This window comes from Paenibacillus sp. MDMC362, assembly GCF_003269305.1.
Lineage (GTDB): Bacteria > Bacillota > Bacilli > Paenibacillales > Paenibacillaceae > Paenibacillus_AQ.
This window is the reverse complement of sequence record NZ_QLYT01000015.1, coordinates 70814-95397: the sequence shown is the minus strand read 5'-3', so window position 1 is coordinate 95397 and position 24584 is coordinate 70814. Positions and strand designations below refer to the sequence as shown.

Annotated in this window: 18 protein-coding genes; 3 read left to right on the top strand and 15 right to left on the bottom strand. The window is 53.4% G+C overall.

All coding sequences use genetic code 11. From position 1 onward, the window contains the following. Positions 1 to 94: 94 nt before the first annotated feature. From DP091_RS07410 to DP091_RS07390, 6 genes are all read right to left on the bottom strand, one after another. On the bottom strand, positions 95 to 2386 hold the full coding sequence (locus tag DP091_RS07410; RefSeq protein ID WP_113057722.1) for a glycoside hydrolase family 3 N-terminal domain-containing protein: 2292 nt from the start codon (positions 2384 to 2386) through the stop codon (positions 95 to 97). Between the two features lie 85 nt (positions 2387 to 2471). After that, positions 2472 to 2675, bottom strand: coding sequence for a hypothetical protein (locus tag DP091_RS31110; RefSeq protein ID WP_146746990.1), 204 nt, complete (start codon positions 2673 to 2675; stop codon positions 2472 to 2474). Between the two features lie 13 nt (positions 2676 to 2688). After that, complete coding sequence (locus DP091_RS07405; RefSeq protein WP_113057721.1) at positions 2689 to 5805, bottom strand: alpha-amylase family protein; 3117 nt, start codon at positions 5803 to 5805, stop codon at positions 2689 to 2691. A gap of 3 nt (positions 5806 to 5808) precedes the next feature. Next, a complete protein-coding gene (locus DP091_RS07400) occupies positions 5809 to 7182 on the bottom strand; it encodes an alpha-L-fucosidase (RefSeq protein WP_113057720.1) in 1374 nt (457 codons plus the stop codon). A gap of 374 nt (positions 7183 to 7556) precedes the next feature. Then, positions 7557 to 9074 carry an extracellular solute-binding protein gene (locus DP091_RS07395; protein WP_113057719.1) on the bottom strand — a complete coding sequence of 506 codons (1518 nt, stop codon included), beginning with the start codon at positions 9072 to 9074 and terminating at the stop codon, positions 7557 to 7559. 308 nt (positions 9075 to 9382) lie between these two features. Further along, positions 9383 to 11668, bottom strand: coding sequence for a helix-turn-helix domain-containing protein (locus DP091_RS07390; protein ID WP_113057718.1), 2286 nt, complete (start codon positions 11666 to 11668; stop codon positions 9383 to 9385). A 460-nt stretch (positions 11669 to 12128) separates the two neighbouring features. Between DP091_RS07390 and DP091_RS07380 the strand changes: the two genes are divergently transcribed. Both DP091_RS07380 and DP091_RS07375 read left to right on the top strand, forming a co-directional pair. Further along, positions 12129 to 13055 carry an ABC transporter permease gene (locus tag DP091_RS07380; RefSeq protein WP_100538391.1) on the top strand — a complete coding sequence of 309 codons (927 nt, stop codon included), beginning with the start codon at positions 12129 to 12131 and terminating at the stop codon, positions 13053 to 13055. Between the two features lie 37 nt (positions 13056 to 13092). Next, on the top strand, positions 13093 to 13971 hold the full coding sequence (locus DP091_RS07375; protein ID WP_009590031.1) for a carbohydrate ABC transporter permease: 879 nt from the start codon (positions 13093 to 13095) through the stop codon (positions 13969 to 13971). A 237-nt stretch (positions 13972 to 14208) separates the two neighbouring features. On the opposite strand, the gene DP091_RS07370 is transcribed toward DP091_RS07375, so the two are convergent. From DP091_RS07370 to DP091_RS07355, 4 genes are all read right to left on the bottom strand, one after another. Further along, complete coding sequence (locus tag DP091_RS07370; protein ID WP_113057716.1) at positions 14209 to 14613, bottom strand: NUDIX hydrolase; 405 nt, start codon at positions 14611 to 14613, stop codon at positions 14209 to 14211. Between the two features lie 45 nt (positions 14614 to 14658). Then, positions 14659 to 15060 (bottom strand): zinc ribbon domain-containing protein, encoded by a 402-nt coding sequence (locus tag DP091_RS07365; protein ID WP_113057715.1) that lies wholly within the window; start codon positions 15058 to 15060, stop codon positions 14659 to 14661. Between the two features lie 86 nt (positions 15061 to 15146). Further along, positions 15147 to 16136 carry a serine hydrolase domain-containing protein gene (locus tag DP091_RS07360; protein ID WP_113057714.1) on the bottom strand — a complete coding sequence of 330 codons (990 nt, stop codon included), beginning with the start codon at positions 16134 to 16136 and terminating at the stop codon, positions 15147 to 15149. Between the two features lie 47 nt (positions 16137 to 16183). Further along, a complete protein-coding gene (locus tag DP091_RS07355) occupies positions 16184 to 16393 on the bottom strand; it encodes a hypothetical protein (protein ID WP_113057713.1) in 210 nt (69 codons plus the stop codon). A 242-nt stretch (positions 16394 to 16635) separates the two neighbouring features. Here DP091_RS07355 and DP091_RS07350 point away from each other — a divergent pair, with 242 nt between their 5' ends. Next, the gene (locus DP091_RS07350) at positions 16636 to 18966 is read left to right on the top strand and encodes a helix-turn-helix domain-containing protein (RefSeq protein ID WP_113057712.1); all 2331 of its coding nucleotides are present in this window, start codon (positions 16636 to 16638) and stop codon (positions 18964 to 18966) included. A gap of 48 nt (positions 18967 to 19014) precedes the next feature. On the opposite strand, the gene DP091_RS07345 is transcribed toward DP091_RS07350, so the two are convergent. The 5 genes from DP091_RS07345 to DP091_RS07325 form a co-directional block, all read right to left on the bottom strand. After that, a complete protein-coding gene (locus DP091_RS07345) occupies positions 19015 to 20040 on the bottom strand; it encodes a glycoside hydrolase family 130 protein (RefSeq protein ID WP_113057711.1) in 1026 nt (341 codons plus the stop codon). Between the two features lie 168 nt (positions 20041 to 20208). Next, entirely contained in the window at positions 20209 to 21825 is a 1617-nt protein-coding gene (locus DP091_RS07340; RefSeq protein ID WP_113057710.1) for an extracellular solute-binding protein, read from the bottom strand. 52 nt (positions 21826 to 21877) lie between these two features. Beyond that, the gene (locus DP091_RS07335) at positions 21878 to 22789 is read right to left on the bottom strand and encodes a carbohydrate ABC transporter permease (RefSeq protein WP_113057709.1); all 912 of its coding nucleotides are present in this window, start codon (positions 22787 to 22789) and stop codon (positions 21878 to 21880) included. A 16-nt stretch (positions 22790 to 22805) separates the two neighbouring features. Then, positions 22806 to 23795: an ABC transporter permease gene (locus DP091_RS07330; protein WP_113057708.1), complete on the bottom strand. Its 990-nt coding sequence runs from the start codon at positions 23793 to 23795 to the stop codon at positions 22806 to 22808. Positions 23796 to 24240: 445 nt separating this feature from the next. Continuing rightward, a complete protein-coding gene (locus tag DP091_RS07325) occupies positions 24241 to 24549 on the bottom strand; it encodes a hypothetical protein (RefSeq protein ID WP_071219829.1) in 309 nt (102 codons plus the stop codon). Positions 24550 to 24584 lie beyond the last annotated feature (35 nt).

Sequence of the window (24584 nt, the reverse complement as noted above, 5' to 3'; positions counted from 1 at the left end):
TAAGCAGGACGGCCAACAACTTCCGCATATCCACTCTCGCCGGGTTGAACCTGCATCGTTAAGATTCTTTATGTTTTGGAGGGGGACGAACCGGTTAGCCTTCCACCATCAAGCTTGCGATCTCTCCTCTCGTCGAGTCGGGACCGACCTGGATGCGGAACTCGCCGGGCTCCACCACCGGCTTCAGGTCTAGGTCGATCATTTCCAGCTGCTCGCTGCCGATGGTGAACGTCACTTCCTGCGTTTCCCCCGCCTTCAGGAACACCTTGCAGAACCCTTTCAAGGCCTTCTCGGGACGTGTAACGGAGGCGGCAAGATCCGATACGTACAGCTGAACGACTTCCGCGCCGTCCCGTGCTCCCGCGTTGGTCACGCCGATCCGGACCGTGGCTTCGCCGCCTATGGGAACAACGGCCGGCTCGACCGTCAGACGGCCGTAACGGAATTCCGTATAGCTTAAGCCGAAGCCGAACGGATACCGCGGCGCAAGATCCGTCTCCAGGTAACGCTTGCCCCGGGTCCGTCTGGCATTGTAAGAGACCGGCAGCTGGCCAACCTCCTTCGGAATGGACAGCGGCAGACGGCCGGACGGGTTGATATCCCCAAACAGCATGTCCGCAATGGCATCGCCTCCCTCCTGACCGGGATACCAAGCTTCCACGATGGAAGGGATGTGCTCATCGATCCACGGCTCCGTAATCGGCCGTCCGTTGATATAGACAACAATCAGCGGCTTTCCGAGCTTGTGGAGCTCCTGCAGCAGCTCCAGCTGCACGCCCATCAGCGTCAGGGTCGAGCGGTCAATCCCTTCCCCGCATTCCATATCGCTCTCGGCATGCCCGGTCACGACCGAGGCACCGGTTCTCAGATCGATGGTGCCCTCCCCGGAATCCCGTGCGCTGGAGCCTCCAAGCACCATCACGGTGACGTCGGCTTGCTCGGCGCATGCCAGCGCCCGAGGAAACCCTTCCCTTGAATCGCCTTGTATGCGGCAGCCCGGCGCATACAGCACGCGGCTGTCTCCCAGCCGTCGGCGGATGCCGTCCAGCACCGTTACGATCTGCCCCGGCGGCTGTGGGGAGGTATAATCGCCAAGCTGATGGTACGGCGCATGGGCGTTGGGGCCAATGACGGCAATGGTTCCGCTGCCCGAATCCAGAGGCAGCAGGTCCCCCTCGTTCTTCAGGAGCACGATGCCTTCAGCCGCAGCCTGGTAAGCCAGAGCGAGATGCTCCTTGCAGCCTATGACCTGCTCTGCCCAGGCTGGATCCACGTAAGGCCGATCAAAGAGCCCCAGACGAAACTTCAATTCCAACACGCGTCCGGCTGCCATATTCAGATCGTCTTCAGAGACCAGCCCTTGCTCCAAAGCTTGGTGAAGATGTGCCCGAAACATCGTCCCCGACATCTCCATGTCGACACCAGCCTTCAGCGATTGGGCTGCCGCCTCCACGCCTGATCCGGCCGTATTGTGACCGCATGCCAACATATGGATCGCGCCGCAATCGGTAATGACGAAGCCGCCAAAGCCCCACGCCTCGCGAAGAACGTCTTGCAGGAGGTACCGGCTGGACGTGCAGGGGACTCCGTCGATTTCATTATAGGCCGTCATGATCGACAAGGCACCCGCTTCAACGGCCTTGCGGAACGGCAGCAGATCGACTTCGTGAAGCTCCCGAAGACCCATATGAACGGGGGCCCCGTTGCGTCCACCTTCGGAGGCGCCGTAGCCTGCGAAATGCTTCAGCGTTGCCAGCAGGCTGGTATGCGAATCGAGGCGCTCGCCTTGCAGTCCCCGCACGGCGGCAACCGCGAATTCGGCCACCAAATGGGGGTCCTCGCCGAAGGTTTCTTCGGTACGCCCCCACCGAGGATCCCGTACCACGTCCAGCACCGGCGAATAGGTGGCCGCTCCCCCCTGAGCTCTTGTCTCGGCGGCAACGGCGCGGCTTATGCTGCGGAACAGTTCCGTGTTCCAGGTGCTTCCGATCGTGAGCGGTACGGGGAACACCGTCGCCCCGATTGCCATATGTCCGTGGGAGCATTCTTCCCCGAACAGAATCGGAATCCCCAGTCGCGAGTGCTCCATCGCATAACGCTGAATCGCATTAACCGCTTCCGCACCTTCCCGCGGGGACAGTCCGTTCGTCAGCGTCACTCCGGTCCATGGATCGGCCCGCAGTGTACCATACAAGGAACCGATTCCTCCCTCCGCAAACTGCGACTTGAACTCCTCGGTTAGTTTGATCGTACCGTCGTCGTTCCTTATGTAAGCTTTCCAGCCGAACGGCTGGATCAGCTGACCGATTTTCTCCTCGGCCGTCATCCGCTCCAGCAAGTCCTCGACCCGCCGCGAAATTGGCCATGCAGCCTCCCTGTAGTCCATGGCGCACACCCTTTCTTTTTCCTGTTAAATCGTTCAAAAAGTATCGTACAAAAAGAATGCGAACGCTCGTTGAATGTTCCGCATCCTATTGGGGTTCGGGCTTATGCTCGTCTCTATCGGATTCAACGCCACGCCGCCTTAGCAGCAACCCCTCCGATATTCCCGATGGAAGAAAAAGGCTCTCCGGCACGATCCGATCGGACGGAGAACCTCCCACTATGCGTACCATGCAGAAAGCCGCGCCGGGTCGATCCAGGTCAACAGCAAGAACCTTCTTCAACCGTTTCATGGGTGAGCACGCCTCAAGATGGTTGGCTTTGCCGGATGCGAACCTCCTCCGGCCGGTAAACCGTCCGCACTTGTCCCCCGGCATCGGTCGTAAACATCACGGTCCGCTCCCGTTCCAATTCGAAGGCGTAGACCGTTCCGGTTGCCGGGTCCTTTACCTCGACCTCTGCGCTTGCCCCATGCTCGGAGACGAAGACGTACAAGCTTCCTTGGCCGAACGCCAGCTTGCGGCCGTAGATGCCCGGAAGCTCGCCTCCCTTCAGCCATTCCAGCTCAGGCGGAACGGCTGCGGATCGGATAGCTTCTGCGTAAAGCGCCTGGATCGGCTCCCAGCGCTCGTTCATCTCGACCGGGAGCGGGCACCAGATGAACCGTCCCAAGCCCAAGGTCACTATGACGGGTGCCAGCGCCCCATCCAGCCGGCCTGCCGGACGATCCACCGCCAGCGCGTTAATCTTCCGTTCGCCAAACGAAACGGCGAAATGCTCTCCCGCCAGCTCCAGCGTTTCTTCCCGAAGAACGTTGGCATGGACGGTTTCGCCGATCTCCTGCCGCAGACGATGCGGTGCCGGTCCCCAATACGCATCGGTGCGAAGCGGCCCGGTCCACAAGACCGTGCTCCCTTCCCTTGCCAAATCAAGAAGCTGGGCAAACGCGCCATCGTCGAAATTATGCGCGCTCGGCACGATGATCAGCTTGGCCGGATAGCGCTTCAGGTCCCCCAGCTGATATTCGCCGATGCCCCGCGGGTGGACGTTCATGCCAAACGTCAACGCGCGCATGGCTCTCGTCGTTGCCTCGTAGGCCAGCTTGCGGCTGGAAAAATCGTTCGAATACGGGTAAACGACGGCAATATCCTCCAGCTGACGTTCATCGTCGAACAGGCCGGCTGCTTCCTTCATGAAGCGGCCGAAGTCATAGGACACATCGGCCTCGGGCTTCTGCGTTCCGTCCGCCCGAAGCGCCCCGATGTTGGATTCGTTGGCATTGTCCATGAAGTAGTTAATATTCCAAATCCACTGCACGGCACCCGCCCCCCCGGTCGAGAACGAATACGCATACTTCCGCTCCAGGATGCTGCGAAGCTCTTCCTCCGTCCGCTTGGCGATGCCGTCCGGTCGCTGTACGTGCATGATGCCGGTCTCCTGAATCAGATTCGGCTTGTCCGGCGTTTTCGTAAATATGCCGTCCCAAGCCAGGTGATCATTCTGCCACCAGGAATGGACCGTCGTGTAATCGACGGCGGGACCGTAGAACGAAGGCGACGGGCGCTGGGAGCAGATGCCCTCATCCTGCCCGACCGTTACCAGCTGGCGGGGATCAAAGCGGCGAATGGTGCCGATGAGCTCGGACGCCCACCGATTATGCATGTCCATGGTGAACAGCGTGAAGTCGATCCACGGTCCCCACTTCTTCGGCTGCAGCACGCTGTTGAACAGCTTGTCGTCCGGACTCGGCGCAGGCGCCGACTCGAATGAAGGCAGCTCGCCCGGCGTCATGTTCCAGCGCTCCTGAAGCAGCGCCAGATCATCCCCGTGGCGCTGCCGCAGCCACTCGGACCAGGCTTGCCGCTCGAACCGGTCCCCGATCGATACCGGCCCCTCGAAGATTCGCTTCGGATCGAACAGCGAAGGCTCGTTGATCAGGTCCCAATGCACATTGGTCGTGCCCCTGTGACGTCCGACGATGGAGGCGACGAAGCGCTTTTGCGCCTCCACCGATCGCGGATCCAGGTAGGGGTTCACGCCTTCCCAGGCTTCGGGCGCAAACGAGAAGAACGTGAACGTCACTTCCAGCTCATGCCGCTTGGCTGTCAGGATAAAGGCATCGATCGCCCGCATAACGTCCTCGGCCGCATGGCCGTCGGCAAACATAATCATCCGGTACCCCGTCCATATGCCCGTCCGGATCAGGTTGATTCCTGCCCGCTTCATCTCCGCCATATCCGCATCCCAACGCTGCACGTTCGGCAGATGGAGGAATTTGCGCGCGACGTCGGAGGTCATGTACGTCATGCCAACGATCGGAACCGTCCGTCCGCCGCGGCGGAAGTAATCGCGCCCGCATTCCAGCCGCTCTCCCGCCTGCAGCAGCGGACGATCGACGCCCCATACCGCCTGGGTCAGGGTGCGGCGCTCCCCGGAATCGGACTCGGCTTCGCAAACGATCCGGTACAAGCCCGCTTCGAGCCGTACGGGTACGGACAAGCGAAGCTGCTGCAGATCCCGCTGCTGCATGCCGGCTTCCGACTTCTCGTGTCCGGTCCAGACGGTCTCGCCGCCGTCTTCCTTGATAAGACTCACCGCAAAATGCCAGGTCTGCGCCGGGGCGGACGTCCGGGACAACGACTGCAGCTGGATCGTCAACCGCATCTGCTCGCCCGGCTCGTAGGAGGCATAGTTCGGCTTCAGCCACAGCTCCGTCACGCCTGTTCCCGCGTATTCGGCCAGATCCTGCAGGACGTCCATCCCTTTCGTCTCCCAGAACGATGCCCTCAGCTGCTGGTTGATCAGAATCCAGCGGCCCCCGGCGTAATCGCCCTTATGCTGCTCCAGCATAACAACCGGCGCGGACCGCTCGCGCCGATCACGGTCTACGCCGATCAGGAGCGCCGAGATGACGGCGTCCATCGGACCGCATGCTCCCATCTCGGCCGGGATGTCGCTCGCTTTGGTCGGGTGCAGCGTCAATCCCCAGGTCGGCTCCATGCCGAACTGCTCCTCGCGTCCCTGCAGGATCGGATATTCGGCGGAGGCCTTCAGCTCCCGGACCCGCGATACGTCAACCGCCAGTGCATCATGGATATCCATTCGCTGATGATAAGCCAGCTGCTCGCGTTCGGCATGCCAGCTTCCGTTCTGCTCTCGAACCGGCCTGCGGAAAGGCACGCCCCCCGCATGGACCAGACCGCCGCCGGCCTTCAGGTGGCCTTCGATGGCCGCCCAAGCCGCTTTCGGAAAGTACGACCCGTGCAGATGAATCAGCGTGTCCCAGCCGCCAACCGTCAGCTGCTCAGCCACATCCGCGGCACCGGCGACCACCGCCCATTCCCGCAATCGATCCAGTGCCTCTGCAGACGGACGTTCGCCTTCGTAAGGAAAATGCTCGTCGTAAAATACCAGCGTTCTCATCGCTTACTCCTTTCTCGTCCGCGGCTGGCCGTCAACGTACACGGATGTTCCGCGCGTCCGGGCCCAGTCGGCGATCCGGGAAGGATCGCCGGTCCAGAGGCGGTACACTCCCCATTCATTGGTCTGCGGCCGCTCCTCGCATTCGATGCGGATGACCGGGAACAGCTCGGTCGGACGCTCCCGCGGCAGCCCTTCGATCCACAGCACGTCGCCCTCCTGCCGGAACGACAGCTCCTGCCCCGTTGTCAGCAGCGTCACCCGTGATACCGGGGTCACCAGATCTGCAAGCCTCAGCCCCGGCCTCCCATCCCAGAAGCGAATGATGAGATACAGCTTGTTGTCTTTCATTGTCTGCCGTCCATAGGTGATGAACTCCGTGAGGTTCCCCCCGTCGGAGCCGTAGATGGCCTCGCCATGAACGTCCAGCCACTCTCCGATCTTCAGCGCACGCTCCACGAAGGCCGGCGGAAGCTGTCCGTCGGGCTGCGGTCCGACGTTAAGCAGCAGATTGCCGCCCACGGTCCCCCCTTTTTCCGCGCACTCGCACAGCATGTCGAGCAGAACGTCGGCCGGACGCCATCGTTCGCCGTTCGTGTACCCCCACAGTCTCCACGTGGTGACCTGGCTGGATTCCCACAGCCGCTTCTGATCCGGGACGATGACATGCTCCGGCGAGCCGAAGTCGCCAAGCACCTCGGAATCGCCCGAGCCGCCGCCGCCGTCCGCATGCAGCTTCTCCTCCTCGGACAGTCCAAGACGGTTGTTGACCAGGATATCCGGCTGAATCGACTTCATCCGTTCCACGAGCTTGATGCTGTCCAAGTCCTCCGCGGTTCGCGGCCACACCCCGTCAAAAAAGAAATGATCGATGCGCCCGTATTTCGCGACCAGCTCTTCCACTTGGGCATGCAAATACTGCTTCATCGTCTCCCAGCCCTCGGGATCCTTCTCCGGTCCGTCGAAATAAGCCGGGATCCGCCAATCGATCCAGGAATAATATAAGCCGACCCGAAGCCCCTGGGCCCGGAACGCATCGGTAAATTCGCGCACCAGATCCCTGCCGGGCGCCTGCTTCGCGCTGGAATAATCCGTTGTGGCCGTATCCCACAAGCAATATCCGTCATGATGCCGCGTCGTTAAGCAGGCATATCTCATCCCCGCCTTGCGCGCGGTGTACGCCCAAAGCTCGGCGTCAAAAAAAACCGGATTCCACTCGCAAGCTTTCCGCGCGTATTCGGCCTGGTCCAAATGTTCCCGGAACAGTACCTGCTCACCGCGCCCGTATTGGGCATAAGGCCCGAAATGAATAAACATGCCGTACCGGCTCTCCGTAAACCATTGCCAGCCTTCCCGGATGGCTTGAGCTTGCTTGATCATGAACAACGTCCCCCTTATTCTGCACGGCTCTTGCCGTGAGGTCAGCCTTGATGGATATTACGCTTCTGGCTCTTTGAGCAGTCACAAGGCTTCTTATGACCTATACTCTAGCCCGAGAATCCCTGTCTTGAACACTTTACTTTTGAGAGAAAACTTTGAATTTGGCCAATATCGGAGAATTGAAGTCTTAAACGATAACGTTGTGCACTTTCGAATCCACTTGGAGTCTTCTCAGGAAACCCTATGGCATCCCTTCGCTCCCCCTCATAGAACGCCCCATGGCAGCGCACGAAAAAAAGCAATCCCTCCCCGGTTACAAAACCGGGAAAGGATTGCCCTGTTCCTTTATTTCTTAGTGTTCGTGGTGCCTATACTTACGACTGACCGGCTCTCCATTCATCGAATTGCCGTTTGTATTCATCAACGACCTCATCGATTCCAGCGGACTTCATGGCGGCCAGCATTTTATCGTAGGCGTCCTCGTATTTCACGACCCCGTGCATGACCGGATAAACGCTGGTCTTCAGCTCGGCGATGCAGTTGGCGTATTGCGAAGCAACGTTGGTCGGATCGAAGGTGAAGCCGATCGTGATGCTGTTCACGGCGTCGTCCGATACCGTTGTGCGGCGCTCCAGACGCGCTGGGTCCGTATTCGTTGGATAACGATTCATCTCAACGTGGCCAAGCAGCCAGTACGGAAGCTCATAAGCCGGGGAACCGTTCTCGTTCTTGGCCAGATAGTCCTTGGTATTCTTGCCGGTATCCTTCCAATGCACATCCTTCACGCCGCTTTGAACGAGATCCATGTTCTCCTGACTGCTGTATACCCAGTTCAAAAATTGAATGCCGGCCTCCGGGTGCGGAGACGTGGCCGAGATCCCGTTGGAATTGCGGATCGCGTAGGATCTGAATTTCGGCTGGTCGGCCAAATAATAAATATCCAGCTTCGCATCCGGGAACGTTTGAAGAATGGCATCGCTCAAGCCGACGTCGCCCGGACGGTAGAGATAACGTCCTGCCAGCTCCTCCTGGTTGATAACCTCCGTCGGCGTCGTAAGCAGATCGCTCATGATCAGCCCGCGCTTGTAAGCCTCGTTCATGAACAACACGTCTTTTTTGAACTCCTCGGTTTCGAACCAGGACTTCACGTTCCCCTGCTGGTCGATGTAAATCATGTTGTCGGCCACGGTAAACGGATAGGTGTCATAGGTTGTATGCAGGAAGTAGGCAGGCTCCTCCAGCATCTTGATATATACGTTCTTGTTGTCCTGCGGCCAGTTCTTCTGGAGCGTCTCGGCTGCATCGAGCAGCTCTTCCGGCGATGTCGGTGGCTTCAGGCCGTTTTTCTCTAGCAGATCGGTGCGGATCGTGAACATGCCATCGTTATAAGCGGTATCCGCCCAAAAGTTCGGCACGTACGTGGTCTTGCCGTTGATTTTCGACGACTCCCAGATCCAGTCCGGCATCGAGGCTTTCAGCTCGGTGCCATACTGATCCAGCAGATCGTCGATCGGAATGATACCGCCGCTGCCGGCAAGCACCGTCGGTCCTTTGGTATCGTGCATGATGGCAATCAGCTCGAATTCCTCGCCCGTCGACATCATGAGGTTGGTCTTCTGATCCCATACGTCCCACGCGATATACGTCGGTTCGTACGTAAGGTTCAGACCGTCGGCCTCCAGCTTCTCGTTGATCGCTTGGACCGCCGCATCCAAATCCTGAGGAGCGGAGCCCGGAAGCAGATACCGGACCGGCAGCTTGTCCCTGCCGTCATTCTCGCCGCTCGCCGATCCGTTCTCGCCGCCGGCATCCCCCCCGCCGGAGCAGCCTGCGATTACAGATACCATGAATATCGCGGCCAACCATAGTGCTAGCGCTTTCCTTTTTTTCATGCATGTGTCCCCCTGTCTTCATTTGGTTTGTCATGCGGTACGATTCCTATCTTAAGAAGACATTAGGGATGACGTATACTTCAAAATGATGGTTTTCGCCATTTTAAAACACATTAAAAGGTTGTTCAGAAAGTCATCTTTTGATCACGAGGCAGGTAAGGAAGCAGTCTCGACGTCGAATCTTGAATTCAGCCGGGCCTTCCGTTGCTCACGTAGGATTGCCTACGCTCCGCTACTCAGTCCCTAGCTTCATCCAACCTTCTCGGTGCTGAAAAGTCGACCTTTTGAACCCGCAATTAATCTGCCCGTCACTGCGCCTTTTTCGTCTCGATCGCATGCTGGCTTCGGAACTGGGCCGGCGAGATCTGGTAGTGCTTTTTAAACAGCGTGTAGAAATAGGTCGTATTCAGAATGCCCACCTGCTCGCTGATCGATTGAACCGACTCCTCGGTGCTTGCGAGAAGCTCCCGCGCCTTCTCCAGACGAACGGCATTCAGGTAATCGTTGAACGACAGCTCGCAATGCGCCTTGAACAGCTTGCCGACATAGCTGCGGGACAGCTTCACCTCGCCCGCAACCTGCTCGAGCGACATATCCGGCCTTGCATAATGCTTTCGTACGTACATCTGGATAAAATCAACCACCTCCGCATGCCGAACCGCTCCCGATTCCTCGGACAAGCTGCAGAGCCTAAGGGCGAGATCCTTCAGGGCTTTCGCTGTTTCCTGCAGCGTCTGAAAGCGGGTAATCCGGCGCGTAAAGTCGAGGAAGAGATCCGCGCTTTCCCGATTTTTTACCGTATGGACGTTAAGCTGCTTGTACAGGCCGCCGATGAACTGGTTGATGAAAAACATGACTTCATGGTAGTTGTAATCGCGAATTTCCTTGATCCACTGATCGATTTCCTTCTCCAATTTATCCCGCTGCTGCAGCTTGATGGCCTCGATGATGCGCTTCTCCCGCTTGTCCGGATACTGCGCCTCGGAATGCTCCGACTCCGCGGCGATGACAGGATCGCCATGGAATATCCGGCCTTTGCCTTCGAAGAAGCGCTGCTGGAAGCAGGACTGTGCGCAATCGAACGATTCGCGCAGCTCTTCGTAGGTCTGCGCTGACGTTCCGATGCCCACGGTAACAGACACGCGGAGCGTGCGGAGCATCTCGCCCTGCAGTTCCTCCAGCATGCCCACGACATGGAGTGGAGGCCGGCTCTGCTTCATAGGGAGAATGATTGCAATGGTCCCGTCCCCTACCGTTGCCACGCTCGCTCCCTCCGGTTCCAGCATCTGCTGGGCCGCCCGGGCGACGGCTGCGGAGGAATAGGACTGCAGCTCTTCGTCCTCTCCGCCAGGCGAGCCGTCTAAGCTGTCGAGCAGAAGGACGGCAGCCAAGAAATAGGGCCCCTTGCCTTCTCGGGCCAGTCGGCGGAATGCCGTCTCGTCGCCGCCTTTCAGCAGCTGCAGCACATGCGCCTGCCGGGTGGCGGAAGCCTCGGACTCCATCGACTTCATTTTCTCCGTCATTTCGGCGTAAGTGGTATCCAGTATGGCAAATTCGTTGATTTGCCGCCGGTTTTCCTTCATTTTCGGTATGGCGCTCATTTTCTCCAACAGGTGGCGAATCGGGTTGTACGCATGATGCGTCAGCCAGATCGACAAGAATATGCTGACGGCGAAGCAGGCCAAAGCGAGAACCAGCGCAGACGTCCGGAGGGCCTGCATGTTGAACAGCAGATTTTGATATTGGCTTACACTGATAAACGTCCAATTCATATCCTTGGATTTCACGTAGGTAACGAGACTCTTGCGGCCGTCGATGGAGCGAGTGAAGTAACCGCTTTCCGCGTCCGATCCCAGAATGGACTGGATATAGGGCTCCTGCGATATATCCTCCATGAACCGGGACCGATCCGAATGGGTGATGATGGTTCCCCTGTCGTCAATGACGTGCAGCGAATCCACCGCTTCGTTGCGGTAGCCTCCGATCAGATCCTGGATGGTTTCGGTACTCATGTTGATTACGATTGCGCCTTTGGAGCTTAGCGGCGAATAATAGCTCGGAAGGAGAACGAAGGTAAGGACGTCTTCGCTCCGGTTGGCCGAAGCGGAAGTGGCGGAAGAAATCTTGCGCGGGAACAGATGAAAATAAGATGTATTCTTGCTGTTGATCTCCTCCAACAGCGCCTTCTCCTGCTCCTTGGTAATCCCCTTCGTATTCAGATACGTGTTATTCAAGCCGTTGTAGATCCCGATCGAATGGATGAACGGATAGGTGGACTGGACTCGGTTAAGAGTGCCGAATACCCCATACTGTTTCACCGGATCGGCCTCTTTGTCCAAGAGGGCGTTCACGATCTCCTTGTCGCTGAGCAGCAGGTTGCCCACGTTATACACCTGGTCCCGGATAACGCTGGATACGGCGCTGTTCTGCTTCAGCATCGATTCGGATATTTTCCCTACCTCCTTCGCGGTGCTCCAGGAGAACATCATGTACAGGACGACGGTTACGAGGGCAATCATGGCTGACGTAAGCAAAATAAAGCTGAGAAACATATTTCGATACACCGCATAACGGAATAATCGCTGCCGGATCATATTCTCCCTCCCTGTTATTTGATCTGTATAGTTTAGGTGAAATCTTCATGCTTCATGAACATCGCTAACATTATATGTAATCTATATGTTAGTTTGATGGTGTTTCCTAACGATCCGATCACTTGGAACGATTTCATATTTTACTCTCATCTTACATTTGCTCAGGGCATTCATCAATATGAAAACGCATTCTTAATTTCCCTCCTCAAGCCTCTCTTTATAGAATTCATCAGCCAAAACCCTTATGATACCGAGCTTTTTTGGTCATTATTTAATCTTGGCCACGCTTTGTGAAATACTCAAATTCGAAGTTTTTTCCGTTTTTTAAAGCAGGCGTTCCCCCCTTCAATCCACTCAAACTCCATTTTCATAGTTTACTGCACGCGGCAACTCTCTTTACACTCGAATCAGAACTGCTAGGCGTACTGCCCCCATCAATTACGAAAGGACGTGCCTACTCATGAAAAAAAGTCGCTCCGGCTTCCTGCGCGAAATTCGCTCGAACGGATCCGCCTACCTGCTCGTCGTACCGGCAGCCATTTATACGCTGGTCTTCGGTTATTTCACGCTTCCGTACATGCTCATTGCGTTTCAGAAATTCAACTTCAAGACGGGTCTCTTCAATTCGGCCTGGGTCGGTTTTGACAATTTCAAGTTTTTCTTCTCGTCGCCCCGGGCTTGGGAGGTCACCTTCAACACCTTGAAGCTCAATTTTCTATTCATCATCGTCGGCACGCTCGCCGCCATGGCGCTGGCCATTCTGTTCAATGAGCTCCGCAGCCGCTGGTTCTCGAGGGTGACCCAATCCACGATTTTGTTCCCGCATTTCTTGTCCTGGGTTATCGTGAGCTACATCATCTACAGCTTGCTGTCGACCGACTACGGTATCCTTAACCGGATCCTGGCGTTCTTCCATGTCGACCCCGTCAACTGGTACGCCTCCCCGCAATACTGGACGTGGATTCTAACAACCGCGGCGGTTTGGAAGGACCTCGGGATGAATCTCGTCATCTATTTGGCGGCCATTACCGGGATTGATGACAGTTATTACGAAGCCGGGCGGATCGACGGCGCTACCCGGTGGCAGCTCATCCGCCATATCACCATTCCGCTCATGCTGCCGACCATATCCATCCTGACACTGCTGGCCTTGGGCAAAATCATGTACGGCAGCTTCGACATGATCTATGCCATCGTGAAGGACAACGGGCTGCTGTATCCGACCGTCGACGTCATCGACACCTATGTGTTCCGTTCCCTACGCACCATCGGGAATCCGGCACAAGCCATGGCCGTCGGACTGTATCAATCCGTGGTCGGCTTTATTCTCGTATGGGGCAGCAACAAAATCGTGAAGAAGGTGAATCCGGACCATGCCTTGTTCTAAAGCAAGCCGGAATCATTCGGAAGGGAGCGTAATCTAGATGACGTCCAGACCTAAATTTTTCGATGCCGTGAATGCCGCGCTGATCGGCATCATCTCCATTCTCTGCATCCTGCCGATGCTGCTTGTGCTCATGGTGTCCTTCACCGACGAAGCCAGCATTAAACAATTCGGCTACCAGCTGTTTCCGAGCGAGCTGTCGCTGGATGCCTACAAGCTGCTCCTGTTCGGCAGCACGCCGCTGTACCGGAGTTACATGATCTCGATCATCGTAACGGTCGTCGGCACGATCCTTGCGGTCACCATCACGTCCATGGCCGGATATACGCTGGCCGCCAAGCATATCCGTTACCGCAACGGGCTCGGATTGTTCTTTTTCATTACGATGGTGTTTAACACGGGCCTGGTGCCCTGGTATCTGATCAACCTGAATCTCGGCATGAACAACACCATCTGGGCCCTGATCATTCCTTCCCTGGTGTTCAACCCGTTCAACCTGTTTCTCGTGCGCAACTATATGTCCCAAATTCCGCCTTCCCTGACGGAGGCGGCCAAGATCGACGGCGCGAGCGACTTCTATATCGCGTTCCGGATCTACTTCCCGCTCTGCATGCCCGTTCTGGCCACGATTACGCTGTTTTACGGCATTGCCTACTGGAACAACTGGTTCAACGCCATCATGCTGGTGGACAACGAGAAGTTGTATCCCCTGCAATATCTGCTGTTTAAGCTGAACTCCGAGATCAGCATGATCCAGCAGATGCAGAGCAGCGGAGCCATCCTCGGCAGCCAGACGCTCCCTCAGGAATCGGTGAAGATGGCCACCGCTATTCTGACGATCGGGCCGGTGGTGCTGTTCTATCCGTTCCTGCAGCGGTATTTTATAAAAGGGCTGTTGATTGGCTCTTTGAAAGAGTAAGAGATTTCTCCACATGCCTGCCATGATCCCAGGTCATGAGCAGCAATCGGGTTTAACTGAAATCAAAGAGGCTAACCACTCTCACGGTTAGCCTCTTTTTTATATGATGGACGTCTTTATGGATGTAACGTCTGCCGCTTCGGATGGAACATCGTCAACGGGGTTCGTTAGCGTAACCCTGATGTTGTGCCTGGGACCAGTGTCGGTGATCCGGTCTTTGAAGAACAGGATGAAATGCTAAAACGCTCGGCTTTTGACTTCTCCTTGATAAGCCAATGCATCCTCGGCCCTTAACCGCTGAACGTCGCTCAGCTCCGACAACTCGGCCCATTTATACTCCGAATGCTCCGAACTAAGGATAATTTCCTCATGAAGAGGGATCGAACAGCGGAATATGCCGACCTGCACGTTGATATGACTGTGATAATAAAATCCGGTCAAGACCGCATCCTGCAGGGTGAGGCCCAGTTCCTCGCGGCATTCGCGAAATATCGCTTCATGGATCGTTTCGCCGGGGTCGACCCCGCCTCCGGGCAAACTCCATCCTTTGTTCCCGTAGGTCCGTTTTAATAAGAGCAGCTTGCCGTCGGCGTTCGATATGATGGCGTGCACACCGAATCTGTACGTGTCATGAAAGCCCATTATTCATCCTCCTATCTCGGCATTAATATGCATTATCCAGCAAGATTACTGCCTCTCCCCAATGTCATTACCGCACTTCGGACCATATTGGTACGTTTCATGTTTGATGGCTCTCCCGCAATACGGGCAGAAATTGAAATCGCCATCCTGTTTAAAACCTTCGTTGACGCTTTGCCTTGCATTCGCTTGAAGGTAAGGATCTAATGGATCCGGTTCGTCGTCGGTAATATCATAGACGGACATGCGGTTAGCTCCCGTAGCATTTTTAAGATGAAAAATCCCCTGCACAACCGCGACACCGACAAAGACGACCCCGAATAGGACAAAAAAGACGGGGGCCCCAATATTTGCTGCCGAAATCGTCCAGAATACCCCAAATACGCCAATTGCAGCACTGCCAACCGCGCCCATAGCCGAGGGTCCCCGACCTGGTTTGATGCTTCTCATGTAAGGCTCCTCTCGAAAGTGATAATGACCAAAATAATTACATGCTTGCTTGGTTCCCGATTGATCTTGTAGTCGTTTCCTTCATTTTACGTATGAAACAATAGAGGTTTAATCATCCGGAACAGCTGGTGCGAATCTACTTTCTCATAATTCCATAGCATGACAATCCGTAGATCTTGAACTGGATAGTGCCAAATTTCGGATCGAAATCCCGGAGTTCCTCCGGCAATTAACCGAAAGTCAGGCCCCAGGAACCATCCATATCCATAGTTTAAGTTCGGGTCAAATGTTGTCGTATAGTACGGTGCAAACATTTTATCCATCGTTTCCGGCTGAAGGATTTTACCTTTGAAAAGGGCTTCACACCACGTATTCAGGTCTTGCACCGTAGAATACAGCTCGCCTGGAGCTTGAACCGTGCTAAGCCTGTCATTGTCAGCGTTTATCAGCTGATTATTTCCCCATGCGTGTCCGTATGCTCTGCCTGAATTGATCTGACGAGGACAATCAACCCCTGTCGATCCCATGTGCAAAGGCGAGAAGAACCAGGAATTCAAACTTTCCTCATACTTCATCTCCGTCACGGCCTCTAGTATATACCCCAGCATGATAAACCCGGTGCTGCTGTATTCCCAACGCTCACCCGGAATGAAATTCTGTTTGAGTCCGACGAGGTATGGGATAAACGCTCGCTTCTCCACACTTAATTTGCTCATCTCATATGTAAGATCAGGTACGGCATAAATATCATGCAGCCCTGCTGAATGGCTCAATAAATGATGGATCGTGATCTTCGGATGGAGAGCCTTAAAGGCGTCAACATAGGTACCCGGATGATCATCAAGACTAATCAGCCCTTGTTCATAGAGTTTGAGGGTGGCAGCTGCGATGAACATCTTGGTGACTGAGGCAATATGAAATTTCGTATCCTTGTCATTGGGGACGCCAAGCTGAATGCTGGCTTGCCCGTAGGATTTACTGAATAAGGTTTTGCCTTCTTTGGAAATATGTATGTTCCCGGATAAATAATAGTCTCGTTGATAACGATCAATCAGTTCCTCTAATTGCTGCTCCATTCTAACCCTCCCCTTAAAATCCTAACCGGTACGCATTCTGTGACCTATCATGATGCAGCGCGGTCTAGAGATACTCGCCGAAAAAAAACTGCAGGGCTTTCGGTTTCGGCACAGCCGTCGACGGCTGCAATCAGCTGCCTCAGAATGGCGATATCCTCCTCGTTCACCGTCAGGCCCTCCTCATGGCTCTGGATGACCAGAACGTTTGAAGCAAAACCTTTTTTGCCTTTTTGTCCACGGTTTCCCTCACTTCCCATTATTTTCTTTTCCCTATCATAACAAAATCCCCCTCTAATGCGAAGACGAGCGTAACTAACTGAAACCATTGAAACGATGAAACTACAAGTTACGTCATGTAAATGAATCATGATGAGGAATTTATTCTTAAATATTTCTCTGAATAATCATTATAATGATATAATGTTTCAGAACCCTATCGTTGTTGAAAAAATCGAATATTGCCATGACATGAAAAGAATGCAATGGAGGATTCGCCCAAATGATCATTCACAAGCTCAAATCATTCATCGACACCACTTTCACTTTCCGAATAAATTGGAATCACTTTAAGTCGAAGCTGCTCTTAAGATACGTTCTGTCTTATATTTTGATCTTCCTGATTCCCCTGACGGGAGTAACGGCATTTGTTTATGATAGCGCTGTCAGCGGGCTTCGCACCGAGATTGAACAATCCAACATCAATCAATTGAACCAGGTGAAAATGACCATCGACTCCCGGATCGCGGAGCTTCGGGAGCTTTCCGGCCGAATCGCGTACGACAGACGCTTAACCCCTTATATGGTCCATGATTCTTATTACAGAGTGGAAGCCATACAAGCTTTGGCTAATTATAAAGCAAACAGCAGCATCATTGAAGACATCTTCATATACTATCATAACGACCCGGTTATCTATTCTTACCGGGGCCTGACGAACGTCAACGTTACGTTCGATTCCTTTTACCGGTATGAGAACTGGAGTCTGAAGGATATCATCGTTGCTCTGAACGAAACGAATCAGATGTTCATACGACCTGCCGAGAATGTCACGATCAACGGATCCAGGCAAGAGGCGATGCTGACCGTAATCGTACCTATTAAGCCCAATGCCCCGTATCCGTACGGAAGCGTCGTATATATGGTGAAAGAGTCCAATCTTACCGGCGTCATGGATTCCATTCTTAGCGATTTCACCGGGAGCAGCTACATTTTCAATCAAAATGACGAAGTGCTTACAGCGAGCAATCATGGCGTAACCCTGTCTCAAGAGAACCTCGGGTCATTGGCTGCGCTGGATGCGGGCATACACAATCTCTCCATGAATAATGACAAATACTCCGTCGTATCCGTCAAATCCGGGGAGAATGGCTGGAACTACATGACCATCATGCCAAGCTACCAGTTCTTCAGCCGGGTCGCTCATGTACAGACGCTCATTTTGCTGGTGTTTGGCATCGCAGTCATTACCGGGGTGCTCGCCGCTTTTGTACTGGCTAGACGTCAATATCACCCGATTAAGGACTTGATGGAATTCGCCAAGCTCAGCGTCAACGATACCCCAGAGCCCAAAACGCGCAGTGAATGGGATTGGATTCGTCAGACCCTTCACGATTACAGCGCCCGAATCGATATGCAGGAGCCCTTCGTGCGCAATCAATGCATGCTGCTTCTACTAAAACACGGCAAGCCGGATGATCCCGAAATCGAGCGAATGATCGCCGGGGTGGGACTGGAGCTTTCTCAAGATCAAGTCATGTATTTCTGTGTAATTCTCTCCTGGGAAGAAGCCGATGAGGCCGAGGATGGCCAAAATGATCGTCAACAGATGCAAGCTTTGCTCAGCCATGTTGAACCAACAGGGCTTCATGCGAATATCCACGGCGTCGAATTCTCAGCCGATAATCAATTTGCGCTGATCGTATCGCTTCCTGACCCCGGTCAAGATTCGCTGAAGCTCCGGATGGAGCAGATCATACAAGCGGTCCAGGGATTGATCTCTGAGAACACACGGCTCGATCCTAGCATGGGCGTAGGCACGCCTTACCGCGATTTGGGGCAGCTGAACCAATCCTTCATCGAAGCCGCAACCGCTCTTGAACACCGAATGGTTGGCAGCAGCCGTATCACCTATTTCGCCCAACTGGCGGAGCAGAATCATCCTGTAGCCAAAGGCGTGTGGCTTCCAAGAAAGTCGCTGCTCAAGCTGGAGCAAAGCTTAAAGCAAGGCAACGAGTCGGTGGCCGTGCAGATAATCGCCGAGATGATGGAGACCATTCGGAGCGAACCGCTGCAGATTCACCTGCTGCGCTGCATTTGCTTCGATCTGCTGAACGCGCTGCTTCGGTCCGCCTCCGAGGTCGGAATGAACGAAGCATTCAGCAGCATCTCGGACTATACGTCGTTTGAGACGCTGGAGGAATTTGAGGACAAGCTGTTGTCGCTGACGACCGAGATTTGCGAGAAGGTTGAGCGTAACCATGAGCAAGCAGCGCCTAAACTGATCGATGATATCGTACATTATGTGAATCAACAGTTTGCCGACTACACGCTGAGCCTGGAGCATGTGGCCCTTAAATTTTCCGTCTCTACCTCTTACTTAAGCCGCAGCTTTAAAGAAAAGACCGGGACCAGCTTCTCGCAGTATATTTGGAAGAGGCGTATGGAAGAAGTCATTCGGCTGCTTGTAACGACAAGCGCTCCTCTGAAGGAAATCATCGAACAGGTGGGCTATCTGGATGCACCCAATTTCATCCGCAAATTCAAGAAAGAAACCGGGCTGACGCCCGGTCAGTACCGCAAACAACATTGTTCGAGCAGTCTGGATATATAAATAAGAGGGCCCTTTACGAGACATTGTCTCGAAAGGGCCCGGGTGCTTCTATTTCGTTGACTGCGGTTCATTCAAGATATACTCTACCAGCTCATCGACCGGCACGGTAGCCAGTGCAATGGCAGTGTCGGTAACACCATAATAGATATAGAGCAGGCCGTCTTTGACCACGTTTCCTGTCGGGAACACCACATTCGGAATTTGATAACCGAATTTCTCATAATAGGTTTCCGGTTCCATAATGAAATTCTTCGTTCTTGCTATGACCTTCTCAGGGTTGTTCAGGTCAAGAAGCATCGCCCCAACTCGGTAAACGACTTGATCATCAACGCCGTGGTAAAGGACCAGCCAGCCTTTATCGGTTCGCACAGGCGGCGTTGCTCCGCCGATTTTCCTGGATTCCCAGGCCGGATTCTCAGCCTTGGCCAGAAGCTTCGGCTCCTCCCAATGAACCATATCCTCCGAGTACGTAATCCATATCGCCGCGCTGTCCGTTCCGTAAGCTGCACCCACGTATTCTTCCGGACGGCGCAGCAATACATACTTTCCGTTAATCTTCTCAGGGAACAAAATGTTGTCACGGTCATTGATGTCGAGCGGTGTCGTATCGGCAACGAATTCCCAGTCGATCAGATTGTCCGACTTCGCAATCGAAGAGCGGGTGAGCCAGTGGCCTTCCTCCTTCCCCCAGCCGTCCGGATATTTCGGAATTGAACGCTCCGGTATGCCCGCTCCTGTCGGATAGTAACTCATGGCGCACGGCCTAAGAGCATAGTTTAAATAGTACGTGCCGTCTATTTTGACTATCCGCGGGTCCTGGACGCTTCCATATGGGAAGCCCAGCATGTCTGGCGTCACGATCGGCTCGTCTGCCACGTGCGTAAAATTCACTCCGTCCTCACTCTCCAGCAGTCCCAGTACATTCTTGCAAGGCGTTAGGGAGCCTGCGGTACGTTCGATCATGTAAAACTTGCCGTTGTCTATAATAACCGCAGGATTGAATACAGTGACTTTACGCCATTCGTATTTTCCCGGAACGACGATCGGATTGTTTGGATGTCTCGTTATTTTCATAGGCTAGGCCTCCACATTTGTATGGTTTTCAGGATTTATCAAGCCCTCTTGAATTCATAGGTGCCTGAAAGAGAAATCGACATCTCCCAGGCCACCTTTTCTTAGAAAACCTCTGTCATCTCGTATATCTTATCTTGATGGCTAATTTCTGCTAGACACAATCTAAGTTTAGTTCGACTTCCAGCGGTCATATGCACCTTGGTAGATTTCAACGACCCGGTCGGCACCCATTTTCTTCATCGTGTTCAGGTAGTTATCCCAATTGGACAATGGTTCTGCTCCCGTAACGAATTTCGCCTCCATCTGCTGTACATACGTGCTCAGATCCGAGTTCAGACTGTTGATCTCGGTTTGCTCTTCAACGGTCAGGAACAAGGCAGGGAACGGCGGTCTTGCTCCGCGGTCAAGCAGCTTTTCCTTCGTTTCCTTTTCAACCCACTGATCAAAGTCGGTCTTCAATCCTTTATTAATATCGTCCGTATTGATGGTAGGAGCCGGAATGCCGTAGTTTGGCGTCAAAGTCGCACGGTAATCCTCCATCTCCATGCCGTCCGGCACAGGCAAATAGCGCTTCACACGGTTGGCTTCATCCGTATACTCCCACAGCTTGCCTTCTGGTCCTTTGTTGAAAAAGAGCGATCCTTCATAAGAATAAAGGTAGTCCACCCAACGCATCGATGCTTCAGGGGCAGGATTGGTAACCGTGATGGCAAAAGCCCCTGTCGTGATCCCTCTGTTCTTGGCGATAGCCGGCTTGTCTACCAGATCGCTTTTTACCGGAGCGAACATCGGATCTTTGGTGGACGGTTCTCCCCCTTTGGTCATGTAGGCATGCCAGTCGGAGAACAGCGCAACCTGATTGTTCTGTGCCTTGGCCTTTTTCTGCTCTGCGGTTTGCGAATAGCTTTCGTGGTCAAGCAGATCCTCTTTCCATAGACGGTTCATATAGACCAGATACTCTCTGAAGCCCTCTTCTATCGGGGTATAATGAACAACATCCTTATCGTCCACATAAATTTCGTCTTCATAGATGCCGAAAGCGCCAAGCAGCCAAGTACGAATATCCCGAGCATTGGTCGTTGCTGTCGATACGGAAGAGATCGGGATTTCATCGGCGACTCCATTGCCGTTCGGGTCCTCTTCTTTTACACGCTTCAGGAAGGTATAGAGCTCCTCGGTCGTCTCTGGAAGCTTGTCGATATTGAGAGCCTCCAGGAAATCACCGTTGTACCACAGCGGGTTGCGATACCAGTGCTGGCTTAAATCGATCGCTGGCAAGGAGTAGATATGTCCATCCGGAGCTGTAATGGATTTACGGATCTCCGGAATTTCGTCCATCAGCGCCTTGAAGTTCGGAGCATATTCCTCGATAAGCTCCTCAAGCGGGATCAGAATTCCCTGCTCGCCATAGTTCATCTGTTCAGCCGCCGTCAAGCCTGCAGCATAGAAGACATCCGGGTAATCGCCGCTGGCAAATACGAGGTTCTTCTTCGTATCAAAACTATCCTTCGGAGCGTTCAAGTATCGGAATGAAATGCCCGTCTTTTCCTCCATCTGCTGCAGCACGACCATATCCTTCCAGTTCTGAACGCCGACATCAGGTGCCATCATGGTCAGCGTAATCGGTTCATTCATAATCGGGAAGCCTTCCTTATTCACGGCGGCTGCTTCTGTTGACTTTGTTCCGGTAGAGTTCGTATCGCTGGCCGAACCGCATCCGGCAAGCAGAGACAGGGCTGTCATCCCCGTTAGCACCAGCTTCCAAGTTTTGCTTGTCATCTTCATCCATGTTTCCTCCCTTTGCATACTCAAGCTTTTATTATATAAAACGCTTTCATCATCCTTTTACAGAACCAATCATGACCCCTTGGACAAAGTATCGCTGTAAAAAAGGATAGAGAGCCACAATCGGCAGCGTCGATACGACGATAACCCCGTATTTGATCAGCGATGCGGTTTCGGCTTTGGAACTCATTGCCCTGGCGGCATCCCCGCTGATTGCGGCGCCGGTCGTCTCCGCCGTCATTTCCTGAAGAACCAGAATCTGCCGCAGCACCATCTGCAGGGGATACTTGCTCTCATCGTTGAGATAGATCAGAGACGGAAAGTAGCTGTTCCAGTGACTGACCCCGTAAAACAAAGCCATAACTGCAATAATCGGCGCGGACAGCGGCAAAATAATGCGGACGAACAGCTTCAGGTTGGTACAGCCGTCCATATAGGCCGCTTCCTGCAGTTCCTTCGGGATCGTCGTCTGGAAGAACGTCCGGGCAACGATGATGTTCCATACCGATGCAGCTACGGGAAGAATGAGCGCCCCCATCGTGTTGATCAGCCCCAAATTCCGGATTACGAGATACGTTGGCACAAGCCCTCCGGTAAAGAACATCGTGAACAGGATAAATCCCAAGAACAGTTGACGACCGACCAAATCCGACCTGCTGAGCGCATAGGCTGCAGGCAGTGTCACGGCCAGATTCAACAGCGTTCCTATCCCAGTATAGACGATCGTGTTCAGATATCCGTTCCAAATCTTCGGGTTTTCGAAGACCAGCTGGTATCCGGCCCAGGTAATTTCCTTGGGAAACAGCCACATCGCACCCGAATTCACCTGCTGCGGGCTGCTGATCGATGCGCTGAGAATATAAATGAGCGGATAAAGAACAACAATCAGAGCGATGGATAAATAGATATAGACGCTGCCCAGAAAAATTTTGTCCCACTTCGATTCCTTCATAGCGGTAACCAATGTACTTTCCCCCTTTCTACCATAGGCTGTTCTCGCTGGTGCGTCTGGCAATCCGGTTGACCGTTACCAGTAAAATGACGTTGATCACGGAGTTGAACAGGCCAACGGCTGTCGAGAAGCTGTACTGCGCGTCTACCAGACCGGTCCGGTAAACATAAGTTGAAATGACATCCGAAGACTCCATATTCAGGGAGTTCTGCAGCAGCAGTATTTTTTCGAAGCCGATTGTAAGAATGTTGCCCATGTTCAAAATCAGCAAGATGGTGATCGTTGGGAGTATGGCCGGCAGGTTGATGTGCAGCAATCGTTTGAAACGACTGGCTCCGTCCACAATCGCGGCTTCATGCTGCTGGGGATCGACACCGGACAGCGCAGCCAGATAGATAATGGTCCCCCATCCGGTGCTTTGCCAGACCCCTGACAGAACATATACGGTCTTGAACCAGGCCGGATCCGACAAAAAGTTCGGCGCATCGAAACCCATCCAGTTGATGAATTGGACCAGTATGCCTGTGGACGGCGATAAGAAGGTAATAATCATACCGGCCATGACCACAACGGATATAAAATGAGGCGCATACGTAACGGTCTGAACCATTTTCTTGAAGGGACCCGTACGGATTTCGTTGAAAGCAAGCGCCAGGATGATCGGCAGCGGAAACCCGATGATCAGCTCGTAGAAGCTGAGGCTGAACGTATTCCAGAGCAGATCCCAGAAATAGTAGGAATGGAAGAAACGCTCGAAATGATCGAAGCCCACCCATGGGCTGTCCATGATTCCTTTGCTAGGGATAAAGTTCTTAAAGGCAATCTGGATACCGTACATCGGCGCATAGTGAAATACAAGGAAATACAGTGTGGCCGGGACCAAGAACAGATAAAGCTCCCAGTTCACTCTGATTCTTTTACCGAGAGACGTTTGGTTTACACCTGGATGAGGCGGCTTCGTTTCGCGATGGATGGAACGTCTTCCGGATATCACAGCAAGTAGTCTTTTTCCCTTCATATTTCCCCTCCTTTCTTACATATCGATTCATGTCAGGTTATCTGGCTCACTCACGTACATCACGTTTCAGTGGTTAACAGGTAACGCTTACATTCCAAAGTGTAGAGAAGACGGCATGACATCGTAAATGTGTAAGATGTGCATTGTCATCCGTCTGCCCGGCGCGATCCCGCTGCTATCATCATTTTTTCATCCGGATCTCCGCGATCCCTGTTGAAGTATGATGCTGAGAATGTGTAACATATGAACCTGTTATCAGGTTTCATATGTTACATATTGTGCTCCATCAATCCATCAAGAAAAAAATGAAACAACCGTTCCCCGGTGGAATACCGAGAAACGGTTGCTGCTCAAAGGTCTCTTTTCGTTCTGTCTACTTGACAGGGGTATGACCAAGAATGCGGCCTTTAAGTTTAACATTTTGTCATATGGCAACTTTCATTCCTTACCCTTCTACGATATCTGCCCGTAAATCAGCCGCAATTCCGATCATGAGGGGTACGATTTCTTGATGGGAGACGGCTATGTACAACTCCCCCATATAGTGTCTAAATGGAATAAGGGCTTCTCCATGTTTCCACATAAAGAAATCCCCTTCGACAGACATGGTGCTCTCCTCCCCTTTCACCGTCAGCACCGTCTGATAAGTGAAATCCGCCTTGGATGAAAAATAAGCTTGGCATTCCTCCAATGAAATCTCTTGATCACTAGTAGTTGCATTCATGGATCTTGTAATCCGAAAACGTTGATTCATAAATATCCTCCAAAAATAAAATGATGGGCTGGATC

Excerpts from the sequence above, each read along its gene's own strand:
- DP091_RS07410 (WP_113057722.1), bottom strand. The coding sequence starts at position 2,386 with ATGGACTACAGGGAGGCTGCATGGCCAATTTCGCGGCGGGTCGAGGAC.
- DP091_RS31110 (WP_146746990.1), bottom strand. The coding sequence starts at position 2,675 with ATGAAACGGTTGAAGAAGGTTCTTGCTGTTGACCTGGATCGACCCGGC.
- DP091_RS07405 (WP_113057721.1), bottom strand. The coding sequence starts at position 5,805 with ATGAGAACGCTGGTATTTTACGACGAGCATTTTCCTTACGAAGGCGAA.
- DP091_RS07400 (WP_113057720.1), bottom strand. The coding sequence starts at position 7,182 with ATGATCAAGCAAGCTCAAGCCATCCGGGAAGGCTGGCAATGGTTTACG.
- DP091_RS07395 (WP_113057719.1), bottom strand. The coding sequence starts at position 9,074 with ATGAAAAAAAGGAAAGCGCTAGCACTATGGTTGGCCGCGATATTCATG.
- DP091_RS07390 (WP_113057718.1), bottom strand. The coding sequence starts at position 11,668 with ATGATCCGGCAGCGATTATTCCGTTATGCGGTGTATCGAAATATGTTT.
- DP091_RS07380 (WP_100538391.1), top strand. The coding sequence starts at position 12,129 with ATGAAAAAAAGTCGCTCCGGCTTCCTGCGCGAAATTCGCTCGAACGGA.
- DP091_RS07375 (WP_009590031.1), top strand. The coding sequence starts at position 13,093 with ATGACGTCCAGACCTAAATTTTTCGATGCCGTGAATGCCGCGCTGATC.
- DP091_RS07370 (WP_113057716.1), bottom strand. The coding sequence starts at position 14,613 with ATGGGCTTTCATGACACGTACAGATTCGGTGTGCACGCCATCATATCG.
- DP091_RS07365 (WP_113057715.1), bottom strand. The coding sequence starts at position 15,060 with ATGAGAAGCATCAAACCAGGTCGGGGACCCTCGGCTATGGGCGCGGTT.
- DP091_RS07360 (WP_113057714.1), bottom strand. The coding sequence starts at position 16,136 with ATGGAGCAGCAATTAGAGGAACTGATTGATCGTTATCAACGAGACTAT.
- DP091_RS07355 (WP_113057713.1), bottom strand. The coding sequence starts at position 16,393 with ATGGGAAGTGAGGGAAACCGTGGACAAAAAGGCAAAAAAGGTTTTGCT.
- DP091_RS07350 (WP_113057712.1), top strand. The coding sequence starts at position 16,636 with ATGATCATTCACAAGCTCAAATCATTCATCGACACCACTTTCACTTTC.
- DP091_RS07345 (WP_113057711.1), bottom strand. The coding sequence starts at position 20,040 with ATGAAAATAACGAGACATCCAAACAATCCGATCGTCGTTCCGGGAAAA.
- DP091_RS07340 (WP_113057710.1), bottom strand. The coding sequence starts at position 21,825 with ATGAAGATGACAAGCAAAACTTGGAAGCTGGTGCTAACGGGGATGACA.
- DP091_RS07330 (WP_113057708.1), bottom strand. The coding sequence starts at position 23,795 with ATGAAGGGAAAAAGACTACTTGCTGTGATATCCGGAAGACGTTCCATC.
- DP091_RS07325 (WP_071219829.1), bottom strand. The coding sequence starts at position 24,549 with ATGAATCAACGTTTTCGGATTACAAGATCCATGAATGCAACTACTAGT.